Origin of the sequence: Heyndrickxia sp. NPDC080065, from assembly GCF_050281185.1 — a bacterium.
In the GTDB taxonomy this organism is placed as follows: domain Bacteria; phylum Bacillota; class Bacilli; order Bacillales; family Bacillaceae_C; genus Heyndrickxia.
In genome coordinates, this window is record NZ_JBNNWS010000013.1 from 166,160 (window position 1) to 180,473 (window position 14,314).

Annotated in this window: 16 protein-coding genes; 9 read left to right on the forward strand and 7 right to left on the reverse strand. The window is 34.8% G+C overall.

The genetic code is table 11. The features are described 5' to 3' along the window. Positions 1–65: 65 nt before the first annotated feature. The 4 genes from ACQKP0_RS16960 (at position 66) to ACQKP0_RS16975 (ending at position 3,699) form a co-directional block, all read left to right on the forward strand. Entirely contained in the window at positions 66–1,208 is a 1,143-nt protein-coding gene (locus ACQKP0_RS16960) for an acyl-CoA dehydrogenase family protein (RefSeq protein WP_427407018.1), read from the forward strand. Between the two features lie 192 nt (positions 1,209–1,400). Continuing rightward, positions 1,401–1,766, forward strand: a complete 366-nt coding sequence (cccA, locus tag ACQKP0_RS16965) for a cytochrome c550 (RefSeq protein WP_427407019.1) — start codon at positions 1,401–1,403, stop codon at positions 1,764–1,766. 113 nt (positions 1,767–1,879) lie between these two features. Beyond that, complete coding sequence (locus ACQKP0_RS16970) at positions 1,880–2,584, forward strand: tRNA (adenine(22)-N(1))-methyltransferase (RefSeq protein WP_427407020.1); 705 nt, start codon at positions 1,880–1,882, stop codon at positions 2,582–2,584. Then, a complete protein-coding gene (locus ACQKP0_RS16975; RefSeq protein ID WP_427407021.1) occupies positions 2,581–3,699 on the forward strand; it encodes a Nif3-like dinuclear metal center hexameric protein in 1,119 nt (372 codons plus the stop codon). Before ACQKP0_RS16970 ends, ACQKP0_RS16975 begins: the two co-directional genes overlap by 4 nt. Before the next feature lie 58 nt (positions 3,700–3,757). On the opposite strand, the gene ACQKP0_RS16980 is transcribed toward ACQKP0_RS16975, so the two are convergent. Together ACQKP0_RS16980 and vrrA are read right to left on the reverse strand one after the other, a co-directional pair. Further along, positions 3,758–4,711, reverse strand: a complete 954-nt coding sequence (locus tag ACQKP0_RS16980) for a 4-hydroxy-3-methylbut-2-enyl diphosphate reductase (RefSeq protein WP_427407022.1) — start codon at positions 4,709–4,711, stop codon at positions 3,758–3,760. Between the two features lie 185 nt (positions 4,712–4,896). Next, positions 4,897–5,604: a VrrA/YqfQ family protein gene (gene vrrA, locus ACQKP0_RS16985; RefSeq protein WP_427407023.1), complete on the reverse strand. Its 708-nt coding sequence runs from the start codon at positions 5,602–5,604 to the stop codon at positions 4,897–4,899. Between the two features lie 271 nt (positions 5,605–5,875). Here vrrA and ACQKP0_RS16990 point away from each other — a divergent pair, with 271 nt between their 5' ends. Beyond that, positions 5,876–7,189: a DEAD/DEAH box helicase gene (locus tag ACQKP0_RS16990; protein WP_427407024.1), complete on the forward strand. Its 1,314-nt coding sequence runs from the start codon at positions 5,876–5,878 to the stop codon at positions 7,187–7,189. Positions 7,190–7,294: 105 nt separating this feature from the next. Next, positions 7,295–8,188 (forward strand): deoxyribonuclease IV, encoded by an 894-nt coding sequence (locus ACQKP0_RS16995; RefSeq protein WP_427407025.1) that lies wholly within the window; start codon positions 7,295–7,297, stop codon positions 8,186–8,188. A gap of 37 nt (positions 8,189–8,225) precedes the next feature. Here ACQKP0_RS16995 and ACQKP0_RS17000 read toward each other — a convergent pair whose 3' ends face one another. Beyond that, positions 8,226–8,480, reverse strand: coding sequence for a DUF2624 domain-containing protein (locus ACQKP0_RS17000; protein ID WP_427407040.1), 255 nt, complete (start codon positions 8,478–8,480; stop codon positions 8,226–8,228). Positions 8,481–8,729: 249 nt separating this feature from the next. Between ACQKP0_RS17000 and ACQKP0_RS17005 the strand changes: the two genes are divergently transcribed. Next, positions 8,730–9,143, forward strand: a complete 414-nt coding sequence (locus tag ACQKP0_RS17005) for a Fur family transcriptional regulator (RefSeq protein WP_427407026.1) — start codon at positions 8,730–8,732, stop codon at positions 9,141–9,143. A gap of 245 nt (positions 9,144–9,388) precedes the next feature. On the opposite strand, the gene ACQKP0_RS17010 is transcribed toward ACQKP0_RS17005, so the two are convergent. Beyond that, the gene (locus tag ACQKP0_RS17010) at positions 9,389–9,958 is read right to left on the reverse strand and encodes a 5' nucleotidase, NT5C type (protein ID WP_427407027.1); all 570 of its coding nucleotides are present in this window, start codon (positions 9,956–9,958) and stop codon (positions 9,389–9,391) included. 187 nt (positions 9,959–10,145) lie between these two features. Between ACQKP0_RS17010 and ACQKP0_RS17015 the strand changes: the two genes are divergently transcribed. Continuing rightward, positions 10,146–10,514 carry a hypothetical protein gene (locus ACQKP0_RS17015; RefSeq protein WP_427407028.1) on the forward strand — a complete coding sequence of 123 codons (369 nt, stop codon included), beginning with the start codon at positions 10,146–10,148 and terminating at the stop codon, positions 10,512–10,514. An 83-nt stretch (positions 10,515–10,597) separates the two neighbouring features. Here the strand turns inward: ACQKP0_RS17015 and ispG are convergent, their stop codons facing one another. From ispG to ACQKP0_RS17030, 3 genes are all read right to left on the reverse strand, one after another. Continuing rightward, positions 10,598–11,692, reverse strand: coding sequence for a flavodoxin-dependent (E)-4-hydroxy-3-methylbut-2-enyl-diphosphate synthase (gene ispG, locus ACQKP0_RS17020; RefSeq protein WP_427407041.1), 1,095 nt, complete (start codon positions 11,690–11,692; stop codon positions 10,598–10,600). Between the two features lie 119 nt (positions 11,693–11,811). Further along, complete coding sequence (locus tag ACQKP0_RS17025; protein ID WP_427407029.1) at positions 11,812–12,135, reverse strand: hypothetical protein; 324 nt, start codon at positions 12,133–12,135, stop codon at positions 11,812–11,814. Between the two features lie 318 nt (positions 12,136–12,453). Continuing rightward, the gene (locus ACQKP0_RS17030) at positions 12,454–13,236 is read right to left on the reverse strand and encodes a DUF1189 domain-containing protein (RefSeq protein ID WP_427407030.1); all 783 of its coding nucleotides are present in this window, start codon (positions 13,234–13,236) and stop codon (positions 12,454–12,456) included. Positions 13,237–13,513: 277 nt separating this feature from the next. On the opposite strand from ACQKP0_RS17030, the gene sodA reads away from it, so the two are divergent. Then, a complete protein-coding gene (gene sodA, locus ACQKP0_RS17035; protein WP_427407031.1) occupies positions 13,514–14,122 on the forward strand; it encodes a superoxide dismutase SodA in 609 nt (202 codons plus the stop codon). The last annotated feature ends 192 nt before the right edge of the window (positions 14,123–14,314 follow it).

Genomic DNA, 14,314 nt, shown 5'->3' on the forward strand with positions numbered 1-14,314 from the left:
GAAAATTCATCTATTTACATTATAATAATAAATGTAAGCGGATACAAGTAAAAGGGGGATATGAAATGAATTTTAATCTTTCTGCAGAACAAGCAATGATACAGCGGACGATAAGGGAGTTTGCTGCAGAAGAAGTTGAAAAAGGAGCGTTAGAAAGAGATAGGAATAAAGAGTTTCCAAAAGAAATTTTTAATAAACTATCAGATTTGGGTATGATGGGACTTCCATTCCCAGAAGAATATGGTGGAGCAGGAGCAGATACAATTAGTTTTGCTATAGTCGTGGAAGAATTGAGTAAAGCGTGTGGGTCAACAGGCATTACATATTCCGCCCATATATCGCTTGGTGGGGCTCCAATCAATATGTTTGGAACAGAAGTGCAAAAACAAAAATACTTAACGCCTATATGTACAGGTGAATCACTTGGGGCATTTGGGTTGACAGAGCCTAACGCAGGATCGGATGCCGGAGGAACAAAAACGACTGCTGCCCTAGACGGAACTGATTTTGTCATCAACGGAAATAAATGTTTTATCACAAATGCCAGTTTTGCGGAGTATCTCGCATTAACGGCAATAACAGGTATAGAAAATAATAAAAAAGAAATTAGTGCAATAATCGTTCCCACAGATTCTGCTGGTTTTTCTATTATTGATAATTATGAAAAAATGGGTCTCCATGCATCCAATACGACAGAATTGATATTAGAGGATGTGAGAGTACCTCAAGAAAATTTATTAGGTGAAAGAGGTCAAGGATTTAAACAATTTTTAGCTACATTGGACGGAGGAAGAATTGGAATTGGGGCAATGGCAGTTGGAATCGCACAGGCGGCATATGAAAAATCCTTACAGTATGCAAAGGAACGAAAGCAATTTGGTCGGTCCCTATCCCAATTTCAAGTGACACAGTTTAAAATTGCAGATATGGCAATGAAACTAGAGCTTGCGAGAAATATGGTATATAAAGCTGCATGGCTAAAGGATCAAGGAAAGCCATTTTCTAAAGAGGCTGCCATGTGTAAATTATATGCCTCAGAGATATGTATGGAAATAACCAATCAAGCGGTTCAAATACACGGTGGAAATGGATATATGAAGGATTATCATGTAGAACGCTTTATGAGAGATGCGAAGCTCCTTGAAATAGGAGAAGGAACCTCAGAGGTTCAACGAATGGTTATCGCTAGAGAAGTTGGATGTAATTAATATAATAATATTGCACAAACTAAATATAGCAACATCAAAACTTCATCTATTTTGGATGGAGTTTTTGTCTAAATTCCGAAAATATGTTGAATCTTGATGGTTAGGTCTTTCCCTTCCAATGTTTTTCGAGTAAAATAAAGTTGTTTGTATAATGTATTCATTTATAAGGTTTCTTACATAAGGAGGTATATCATGAAACGAAATCCATTAATTCCGTATCTATTAATTTGCTTTCTAGGAATTGCCCTTGTTTTCTTTCTTTCTGTAAAAGGTTTAGGGGATGCTAAGGAAATAGCTAAAGAAAAAGAAGGCGGAGGTAAGGAAGTAGCTGCAGAAAAATTTGAACCAGAGGCTTTCGCCATGAAGACTTGTATTTCTTGTCACGGTAATAACCTAGAAGGCGGTGGTGGTCCAAATTTACATGGACTCGGTGCTAAACTTGGTAAAGACAAGGTGAAAGATGTTTTAAAAAATGGAACAACAGGCGGTATGCCTAGCGGCTTAGTTAAACCTGAAAATATTGATGCAATGGCAGATTGGCTTGTAAAGTTAAAATAATCTACCAAAAATCATTTGTAAAAAAGTTCTTTGCATTGTGCAAAGAGCTTTTTTTTGTATAGAATAGAATAGGAATATAATCAATTATTAAGAATGTAAAAAGTGGTGAAATGATGAATATAGATAAGCTTTCGAAAAGATTGGAGTTAGTAAGCTCATACATATTAAAGGATTCAACTTTTGCAGATATTGGCTCAGACCATGCTTATTTACCGTGTTATGCAATTAATAAAGGTTTGGCGAAATTTGCGATAGCTGGAGAGGTTGTAGAAGGTCCATATCAAACTGCACTTCAACAAGTGGTAGAAGCGGGATTGGAGACGGCGATCTCGGTAAGGAAAGGTGATGGCCTTGAAGTAATAGAACCTCAAGAGGTAGACTGTATAACTATTGCAGGAATGGGTGGAGGGTTAATCGCATCTATCCTAGAGCGAGGCAAGGAACGATTATCTGGGGTAAAAAGATTGATTCTTCAGCCTAATATTGGTGCACACCATATCCGTAACTGGTGTCTTCAAAATAATTGGGAATTAAATGCTGAGGAAATTTTAGAAGAAGATGGGAAAATTTACGAGATACTAGTTGCAGAAAAAATAGATTCTACAAAAGCTTATACATTATCATCGGCTGATCTATTAATGGGACCTTTTCTTAGGAAACAAAAAAATAAAGCATTCATAAAAAAATGGACAGAGGAATTAAAGCAGTTGCAGCGTATTTTAACAAATTTGAACCAAGCGGAAAATCCAGAAAAGGTTGCCGAAAAGAAAGAGATTTTAGAAAAAAATATACTTTTAGTAAGTGAGGAATTGAAATGAAAACAGTTAATGGATATGAAATTATTCAGTTATTCGAAAGTTTTTCCCCTAAAAAATACGCGATGGATTGGGATCCAATTGGATTACAGATCGGGAGATTAAACAAACCTGTAAAAAATGTCATGATTGCTTTAGATATTTTGGAAGAAGTAGTAGATGAGGCAATTGAACAGGATGTCCAATTAATTATTGCTCATCATCCTTTAATCTTCCTTCCGATGAAAAATCTTTTGACTGATCATCCACAAGGTAGAATCATTGAAAAATTAATCAAGCACGACATAGCAGTGTATGCTGCTCATACAAATTTGGATGTTGCATCCGGAGGAGTAAATGACTTACTTGCAGAAGCATTGCAGTTGAAAAATACAGAAGTTTTAGATCCGACATTTGAAGAAAAACTGAAAAAATTGGTTGTGTTTGTTCCGACTGAAACGGAAGATGAGGTGAGAAAGGCAATTACTTCCGCTGGTGCAGGAGCAATTGGTCATTATAGTCATTGTTCGTTTTCAGCTTCCGGAACAGGAAGATTTTTACCTGGGAAAAATACATCACCATATATTGGAACAATCGGTAACCTTGAAGAGGTAAAGGAAGTAAGAGTTGAAACGATTTTTCCTGAAAAAATCGAAAAGAAAGTAATAACAGCGATGCTTAAAGCCCATCCATATGAAGAAGTGGCATATGATATATATCCATTAGAGAACAAGGGAGAAGTATTGGGGTTAGGCAGAGTTGGATTACTGGATGAGGAAATGTCTTTACAGCAATTTGCAGAACATGTAAAAAAGTCATTAGATGTTAACACAGTAAGAGTTGTTGGTAATCTCAATGATCGGATAAAAAAAGTAGCTGTATTAGGTGGAGACGGGAATAAATATTTTACAAAAGCAAAATTCAAAGGTGCAGATGTTTTTGTTACTGGTGATTTTTATTATCACAATGCTCATGACGCGATGAATATTGGCATGAATATCGTTGACCCTGGACATAATGTCGAAAAGGTAATGAAAAAAGGGGTAGCTGAACAATTAAAAAAGATGTGTCAGGAAAAAGGATATGAAGTGAAATTTATTCCTTCTAATATTCATACTGATCCATTTATTTTTATCTAAGACTATCGATCCATTTATAATTGACTAAAGTAAAAAATAAAATCCCCATCTGGGGATTTTATTTTTTACTAGTTAAATTTTTTACCTTAGGTAATATTTTATTTAAAGGAACCTGCTTTGTACGTTCCCAAGTTTCCTCATTATTTGGATCAAATTGATCTAAAAAGGCAATAACTTCACGAACAATTGGTGTTGGCGTAGAGGCTCCAGCAGTAACTGCAACTTTTTTTGCATTCTTGATCCATTCTATTTGTATCTCAGAAATATCAGCAACTCTATATGCCATTGTATGAGCAATTTGTTCGGAAACCTGTGCAAGTCGATTTGAGTTATTGCTTTTCGGATCACCCACAACGATTAAAACATCCGCTTCGCCAGCTTGTTCAGCAACTGCTTCCTGTCTCACTTGGGTTGCTAAACAAATTTCTTTATGCTGCTCGACAAAAGGATACTTTTCTTGAACTTTTTCCATTATATCGACTACATCCCATTGACTCATCGTTGTCTGATTTGTAACGATTATTTTTTTATTTTGAACATCTAATTTTTCAACATCCTCAATAGTTTCCACAAGATGAACAATATCAGGTGCGACACCTACGGCACCTTCCGGTTCTGGATGCCCTTTTTTTCCGATATATATCACATCATAGCCTTCCGCTTTTTTTGCTCGGATAAGGTTATGTGTTTTTGTTACATCTGGACATGTGGCATCAATTGTGACAAGTCCTTTTTTCTTTGCAATCTCCCTAACCTCTGGGGAAACACCATGTGCAGTGAAGATTACTGTTCCTTTTTCTACTTTTTCGAGAATTTCTTTACGATTTTTTCCATCAAGAGTAATAATTCCTTCTTCAGCAAAAGCATCGGTTACATGTTTATTATGAACTATCATACCCAAGATGTAGATAGGGCGAGGTAATGTTTTATCTAAAGCGGCATTACGAGCAATCACCATAGCATCGACAACACCATAGCAATAACCACGGGGGGAAATTTTTAATACCTCCATGTTTAATCCTCCTGACTAAAGGTCCTTCATATATGCATCTTTTTAATTATATAAAAATTCCTCCCGCAATACAAAAGAAATCAATTATAAAAAGAATGAAATCGGCTGACTCACCGATTTCTTCATTCTCATCTCTCACTTCACACTTCTTATTTTGCACTTTTGAAAATCACGAAGGGCTTCTATTAAATATACATTTTTGGAATTGAATCACCTTTATTTTTCTTTTTAGGGACTGTTCTGGCATCTACTTTTTTTGTTTCTGAGGCTTCTTCTGTTTCATTTTTCTTTTCTGCTTTTTTCACTTTCACATTTTTTGTTGTTTTTTTCCTCCTTGTCGTTATCTTTTTTTCTTCGCTGTTAGATTCTTCATTTGCTGTCAAATTATTATCGTCGCTTATAGTTTGATCGTCGGTTGTTTCATTGTCGGTTACTTCATCGTCTGAACCCGAACTTTTTAATCCTTTGTACATTTTCCACATGGCAGGTAAGTTTCTAACTATTGGTCCGTATTGTTGAACCATTGGACCTACTTGCTGTGCTGTTCGTAACACATTTTGAGTATTATTTAAAAAGGTACCTATCTTTCCTGGATTTGCAATTTTTCCTATATTGCCAAGTAACGAGCCTCCACCGCTTCCTGCACGTTGGAATCCAGCTGCTGCGTTGGCAATATTACTTGCTTGAGATGCACCTCCACGCTGAAATAATCTTGAAATTAACCCACCACCACCTCCTGGGCTCGCTCCACCACCACCGAGTGGCAGCCTACTACCCAATGGAGCCATTCTTCCCATGGATTGCATCGGTCCTCGAAACAATCCACCAGCTTGCATTGGCGGTCTTGTAGCACCTCCCATTAGTCCTGAAAATCTTGGGAATGCACTATTCATTTGCGGAAATCCTCCTGGCGGCATCTTATTCCTCCTTTCTTTCCTACTGAACTTTATAATATGATATGCAGACTTTTGGAAAACGTCTTTTTTTATCTAGTTATATTGTCTTTTTCCGACTAGACTTTTGCGGAAAGTGGAAGTTTTGGCTACAGTCGATTATAATAACAAAATGGGCTTTATTATTAAGACTTTTTTTCTACAATAATGGAATCTGGAATCAAAGCTATCTAGTTTAACAGAAAATGTCCTTAAAACAGGAGTGAGATAAATGAAACAAAATAAATTTTCAATTTTTCATTTTAAACCTTATATTGAACAGGCGATACATGAACTTGGATTTTATGAGCCGACAGAAATCCAAAAAAAAATGATTCCAAATATTTTACGAGGGGAAAGTGCGGTTGGCCAATCTCAAACTGGTACAGGAAAAACTCATGCATATTTGCTGCCGATTTTGCAATCTGTAAATCCAGAATTAAATGAGGTACAAGCTGTTATTACAGCTCCAACACGAGAACTTGCCAATCAAATTTATCATGAAATATTAAAGATCACTAAATTTTATGAAGAACAAACCATTAATGCTAGATGTTTTATTGGTGGAACGGATAAAAAACGCGCCATTGAAAAATTAAAAAAGCAACCACATATTGTTGTTGGTACTCCCGGCAGAATAAATGATTTAATTAATGAGCAGGCTTTATTTGTTCATACTTCTAAAATATTAGTTGTTGATGAAGCTGATTTAATGCTAGATATGGGATTTCTTTTTGATGTGGATCAAATTGCAGGTCGTATGCCACAGGATCTTCAAATATTAGTATTCTCAGCAACAATTCCAGAGAAACTTAAACCCTTTTTAAAAAAATATATGGAAAATCCAAAATATGAGCATGTTCAACCAAAACATATCTCTGCTGAAAATATTGATCATATTTTAGTTCCATTACGAAGCAGGGAAAAAATTGACTTATTACATGAAATGCTTTTAGCTTACAATCCATATTTAGCAATCGTATTTACTAATACGAAAACGATGGCAGATGAGGTTGCAAATGAGCTGATTGAAAAGGGAATTAAAGTTGGAAGGCTTCATGGTGATTTAACACCACGTGAAAGAACAAAGGTTATGAAGCAAATACGTAATCTCGAGTATCAATATATTGTAGCCACAGACCTAGCTGCTCGAGGAATTGATATAGAAGGTGTAAGCCATGTCATTAACTATGAGCTTCCTCAGGATTTAGATTTTTATGTTCATCGTGCAGGAAGAACTGCTAGAGCAGGACATTCAGGGATAACTGCAACGATTTATGAACCGTCTGATGAAGATGCTTTAACTAGGCTTGAAAAAATGGGCATTGACTTTGAAAATATGGACTTACAAAAAGGTAATTGGCTGTTAATTCCTGAGCGAAACAAAAGAAAAAATCGAAAAAAACAAACTGATGATATTCAAGAAAAAGCACGAAGTTTAGTTAAAAAACCGAAAAAAGTGAAGCCTGGCTACAAAAAGAAAATTAATCAACAGGTGGAACAAATGAAAAAACGGGAGAGAAGATTACAAAAGCGCAAAGGATGAATTTTTTGATGACTTTTGATTAATCAGCCCATGGTAGTTTTTTACCAACATGGCTTTATGTTTAAAAAAAGCTTACCATTTAAATACATTTGGGGAGTGAGGAGAATGTTGAAAATTGGTTCTCATGTTTCAATGAGTGGAAAGAAAATGATGCTTGGAGCAAGTGAAGAAGCTATTTCCTATGGAGCTAATACGTTTATGATTTATACAGGTGCTCCACAAAACACAAGAAGAAAAAAAATTGAGGATTTAAATATTGAAGCAGGAATTGCTCATATGAAGGAAAATGGAATTGAAGACATAATTGTCCATGCTCCATACATCATTAATATCGGAAACTCAGTAAACCCTTCAACTTATGAACTCGGCGTAAATTTTTTACAATCGGAAATTGAAAGAACTGAGGCAATTGGTGCAAGGCAAATTGTACTTCATCCGGGTGCACACGTTGGTGAGGGAGCAGACAAAGGAATTGAACAAATCATTAAAGGATTAAATGAAGTTTTAACGTCAGAACAAAACGTCCAAATTGCTCTAGAAACGATGGCAGGTAAGGGTTCTGAATGTGGTAGATCTTTTGATGAGCTTGCGAGAATTATTGATGGTGTACATTATAATGAAAAGTTATCAATCTGCTTTGATACTTGCCATACGCATGATGCTGGGTATGATATCAAAAACGATTTTGATGGTGTCCTTTCAGAGTTTGATCGGATAATTGGAATTGACAGAATTAAGGTTTTACACATTAATGATAGTAAAAATGAAAGTGGGGCAAGAAAGGATAGGCATGAAAATATTGGTTTTGGGCATATTGGCTTCGATGCCTTAAATTACATTGTTCACCATCCACAATTAGCAGATATCCCCAAAATTTTAGAAACGCCATTTGTTGGAGAGGATAAAGCAAATAAAAAGGCTCCATATAAACACGAAATTGCTATGCTTAGAAGTAAGGAATTTAATGAGTCTTTAAAAGAGAAAATCATTAATGAATAATAAATAAAAAAATCGAGGGAAACATCTCTCGATTTTTTTATTTACTAAATTGTATAAATATCTGATTTATTTTTTTTGCTGTTTCTGGTCCAGCGATTTTTGCTACATCTTTTATTATCTTCGTTCTTTGTTGATCATCAAAAACATTAAAATTTTTCCCGCGTAAGTGGGCTGCAATTTTGTCTGCATCACTTTTGGAAAGTCGAACATTAAATTGCTTTGCATATTTCAATAATTCATCGCCAGTGATTATATTGATTTTGTAATTAATCACATTTTGTAATAATTTCATCTGCACATCACCCCTCCATTGATACATATGTGATGGACAATGGAAATGTTCCAGAAATTATATTTTTTTTAAAAGTATGCGAATAAGAGGGAATTAGTTTACATAAAGCTTATTCTCATGTATACTTTTATATAATAAATCGTAATCATTCTTAAATGGAAACTAATTTTTTATAAAAATAAGAGACTATTCCAGTCTCTTCCATACATGAAGGAATCCTTTTTTCCAAATTAAAAGAGGTGTTAAAAGGTGCATGTTTCAAGTGCAATACAAACGCTGAAAGAAAAAGGTTTTAAGCATACGGGAAAACGTGAGCAAATGCTTGAACTATTTGCAGCGAATAATAAATATCTAACTGCTAGAGATGTTCTAGAATATATGAAAAACGATTATCCAGGTCTAAGTTTTGATACAATTTACCGTAATTTATCATTATTTGTAGAGTTAGGAATTCTTGAGACAACAGAGCTTTCAGGTGAAAAGAATTTTCGTTTTAGCTGTTCAACAAATGATCATCATCATCATTTTATTTGTTTGGATTGTGGTAAAACAAAAGAAATTCAAACATGTCCTATGCAAATTTTAGAAGAAGATTTAGTGGGTTATAATGTATCTGGACATAAATTTGAAATCTATGGTAAGTGTCCTGAGTGCTTAAGGTAAATATAAAAAAATCATAAGGAAAATTCCTTATGATTTTTTTATTTAAAGGTAAAAAAGTATAAAATTACTAAAGATATTAGACATGAAAAGTGTCTGCTATGTCTAGCTCCAGCGCCTATCGGATTTCTCTGTCTCCTCCCTACGATAAGTCAGCATCGGCTCGAGAACTACCTCACCGTGTTTCCTTTATCTCAGTCGAAGACTACGAAATCCGTACGCCGATGATCAAGGCGCTTGCGCTTTTCTTATTCCCTTTTTATCCAATCTCTAACCCAAAGTTCAGCTTCTTTCCAACTTTTCACCCTAATAACTCCTTCAGGAATTGGATCTTGATTATAGGGTGTATCAAATAAGATAACAGGAATATTTAATTCCTGATGAATCATTACGGCATTATCATGCTTGTCTTCAAAAAAAAGATCCACATGATACTTTTTGGCCGTTTCAACTTTATGGTGTGATCCTATTAATTCAATATGATTGTATTTTATATCATTTTCAGTAAACCATTTTTCTGTTACTTCCAACAAATTAGAGGCTCTAGCACTGATAAAATAGAGCTGAAATTGCTCTTTCCATTTTGTAAGAACTTCTTTGGCCCCGATAGCAAGTGGTGATTCTGCATAAATTTTCGGTTCAGTTTTAATAAACCAATCATAAAACTTCTTTTCGGGAACATTAATGACATTTGTTAATTCATATTCAGTAATATCATCTAATGTCAGCTGTAATTGAAAAGCTTCATTAATATAGGGAAGTAAAGAATTTGGATGGGTTACGGTTCCATCAATATCAATTCCAAATCTTTTTTTCATTTAAGGTACTGCTCCTTTATGTAATAAGTAAAAATGTCAATAATTCAAGTTTAACATAATTTGTTTATTGTTAACATCTATAACATTTTCAAGTATACAGTGGAAAAGATTGTTTATCATGAAATAAAAAAGATAAGCACACAATATTAATGCTCCTACTCTTACTATTTGAAAGTGAGGGGATATCATGAATGATGAAACACGTAATGACCAACTAGAAGATAGTTTTCATGATGATGATCGAGAAAATCGTGATTATCATGAAGAAACAGCTGCAGAAGTAGCTGCACCGATTTCAATGAATCGTGATTATGATCGTGATCTAAGTGAGGACAGGGATCCTGATCATGCCCATGTAAGTGGAAAAGTCATTGGCTGGTCTGCATTAGCTTTATCCGTTCTATCCCTATTTTTCTTACCAGTAATATTAGGGGCAGCTGGGATAATACTTGGTTTCGTTGCCAGAAGAAGAAATGCTGAAACATTAGGAGCTTGGAGTATTGGGATAGGTGTAGTATCGATAATTATCGGGATATTTGTATTACCGTTTTTTTAGATAAAAGAGCATGAACGTGGGAGCTGTAATAAAAATAACAGTGCGATAAGTTTTCGCACTGTTATTTTCATATATACTCAAGATTAAGCTTTTTGTTCACTCTCTTGTTTTTTATAATATTCTTCTGCTATCAAATCAATTTCTTTTTTTAATTCTTCTACCATCGTTTCTTCAGGTACTTTTCGAACAATTTTTCCTTTGCGGAATAATAATCCTTCTCCACGAGCTCCAGCAATGCCTATATCTGCTTCACGAGCTTCCCCAGGACCATTTACTGCGCACCCCAATACAGATACCTTAATTGGAGCTTTAATGGTTGAAATGTACTCTTCGACTTCATTTGCAATACTAATTAAATCAATTTCGATCCTTCCGCAAGTCGGACATGAAATTAATGTGGCTGCGTTAGAAGAAAGTCCAAATGCTTTCAAAAGCTCTCTAGCAACTTTCACTTCCTCTACAGGATCCGCACTTAAAGAAATTCTTAGTGTATTTCCAATTCCTTTGCTCAAAATCGCACCTAAGCCCGCAGCGCTTTTAACTGTTCCTGAGAAAAGAGTTCCGGATTCAGTAATTCCTAAGTGCAATGGATAATCAAAAGCACGTGCTGCTTTTTCGTATGCCTCAATGGCAAGGTTAACATCTGAAGCCTTCATTGAAACGATAATATCATGAAAATCTAGATCTTCTAGAATTTTTATATGGTGTAAGGCGCTTTCTACCATACCATCAGCGGTTGGATACCCATACTTTTGTAATATATGTTTTTCAAGGCTCCCAGCATTTACACCAATACGAATAGGAATTCCTTTTTCTTTTGCCGCTCGAACGACAGCTTCAACCTTTTCACGTTTTCCGATATTTCCCGGATTAATCCTTATTTTATCGGCTCCACCTTCAATAGCCATTAATGCAAGGCGATAATCAAAATGAATATCTACAACTAAAGGAATATTTATTCTTTTTTTTATTTCTGAGATCGCATTTGCCGCTCTTTCATCAGGACAGGCAACTCGAACAATTTGACAGCCAGCTTCTTCTAAACGTTTAATTTGGCTAACTGTAGCTTCTACATCATGAGTTTTCGTTGTTGTCATACTTTGAATAAAAAGTTCATTGCTTCCCCCAATAGTTAAATTACCAACCTTGACGGGACGTGTTTTTGAACGATGTATTATTTCACCCAAGGGTAATTCGCTCCTTTATTTAAGTACAAATCAATGTTTGTAGTTTAATAATAACAATTGTATTGTATCAATTTATGCCTACAATTGACAAGGAATAGAAGTCTAAATCATTAATTAACATATATTGGGAATTTATAAATCTGACCAATTTGAATTTCTTCAGGTTTTATATCATTATTAAGCTTTTTAAAATCGGTAATCACTCGGTCGATAGAAACTTTTAGAGGAGATTTGTTTATACTCTCTACAATTGATAAAACGGTATTACCAGGTTTAATTTTCTGTGTTTTATAAGGGACAGATACTTTTTGTTTTTTTACTTTTTCTTTCACTTCAGATGCATGAGAAATAGAAGGGATCGTTCCAAAGTTGATATCAATATAGACACTATAAAGGACAATAATTACTGCGATAAAAGCTAGGAATTTTTTCAAGACTAGCGCCTCCTTTTTTGTCATATATATGCTAGTCCAAAAAAAATTATGACAAAAAAAACTGACATGCTATGCCAGTTTAATCAGAAAGGTAAGAAAGCTTAAAATTTACAAAGGATATTAGACATGAAAAGTGTCTGCTCTGTCTAGCTCTAGCGCCTATCGGCTAGCGTATTTCTCCGTCTTCTCCCTACGATAAGTCAACATCGACTCGTCCCTCGCCGTGTTTCCTTTATCTCAGTCGAAGACTGCGAAGGTGAAATTGGCACTTCAAATTTCACTCATCCGTACCCAGATGAGCAAGGCGCTTGCGCTTATCTAGTTTCTCGGTTGTGGTTTAGGAATTTCTCTAATACTTAAATAAAGAAAGATTAAACTAATTAACCAATCAATAAGCAGTCCGCCTGGAACACCAGTTTTTAGAATATCCATTAAAATAAAAAATACGGTCGGAAGTGTAATACAATGGGCAGCAAGACGCCAGCTTTGACGATAGTGAAGCTTGCGGCTTAGAGTTTGGGCAAATAACACTCCAATTCCTGCAAAAATCGATATCTTAATAAAACCTAAAGCAGATACAAATAAATAATAAAAAATAAACAAAATCGGTAATATAATCCAAAGAGCGCCGTGTAAAGAAGATAAAAATGAATCGATATCTCTATTTGTCAGCTTAATATCACCTAATGTAGAATAAGGAAAATTTTGTGCGTTTCGATTAGTGACGATGACAAATTCATTTTTAAGTAAAGCAACAGCATTTCCTTGGTCTTTTATATCATTTACTGAAAGCTGTCCAGTAGGGTCTAGTACAATGTTAAAATCAGTTTTTTGAACGGTAAGTGGTTCCTTTTGATCAGATGTCAGAACACCATTCTCAATTTGAAATGGTGGAAGTTCTTCCATGAAAATTTGTTTTCCTTCATTTAAAGCAGTAATAGACATTGTAGAAAAATGATACAAGCCTGGGAGTGTAGAAAGAAACATTAAAATAAATACATATAAAATGGTTTTTCCGATTCCTAAGAATCTAAATTTTGCAATATCCTTTGGTGAATAAAGGCTTTTAATAAAGCGTTGGAAAATATTCAAATCATTCACTTCCTTTTTTTGCTGTTGATCTTCAAAAAAATGTACAACTATTTATCATTTTAAATATTTTTAGCATAAATGTCATTTCTAAATATGTATAATTTCGCATAATGTTTGAGCGCTTTTACAAAAATTATTTTATTCTTTAAATATACAAAAAAAAGTAATGATATTTTTCCATAAAAATTAAGCAATTTGTTTGCTTGCATTTAGTAACTTTGGTAATCTTAAGATGAAAATACAAAAATCAATATTGATTCAATTAATTACATAGGAGGAATGTAACATGGCATTCGAATTACCGCAATTACCTTATGCGTATGATGCTCTTGAGCCTCATATTGACAAAGAAACAATGAATATTCACCACACAAAACATCATAACACATATGTAACTAACTTAAACGCAGCACTTGAAGGAAATGAAGAGCTTCTTAGCAAATCTGTAGAAGAAATTATTTCAAATTTAGATGCTGTTCCTGAAGCTAAACGTACTGCTGTCCGCAATAATGGTGGAGGACACGCTAACCACTCATTATTCTGGAAGCTTCTTTCTCCAAATGGCGGTGGCGAACCAACAGGTGATTTAGCAGATGCAATTAATACAAAGTTTGGCAGCTTTGATCAATTTAAAGAAGCTTTTGCAGCTGCAGGTGCTGGCCGTTTTGGTTCTGGCTGGGCTTGGTTAGTATTAAATAATGGCGAGTTAGAAATTACAAGCACACCAAACCAAGACAGTCCACTAATGGAAGGCAAAACTCCAATTCTTGGTTTAGACGTTTGGGAGCATGCATATTACTTAAATTATCAAAACCGTCGTCCAGACTATATGAAAGCTTTCTGGAATGTAGTAAATTGGGATGAAGTTTCAAAATTATACAAAGCAGCAAAATAATTTGTTTGGAAAAACACCGGGTTTTTGTACTGCACCCCAATTGTTAGACACCATTTAACAATTGGAGGTGCTTTTATTATGGCTAAATTTACAATCAAAGAGAAACTGACAGCGGTAAAACGATATATAAATGGTATAGAAAGTCAACAGAATATTGCAGATTCTATAGGGGTGGATAAGGCTGTTTTTCTA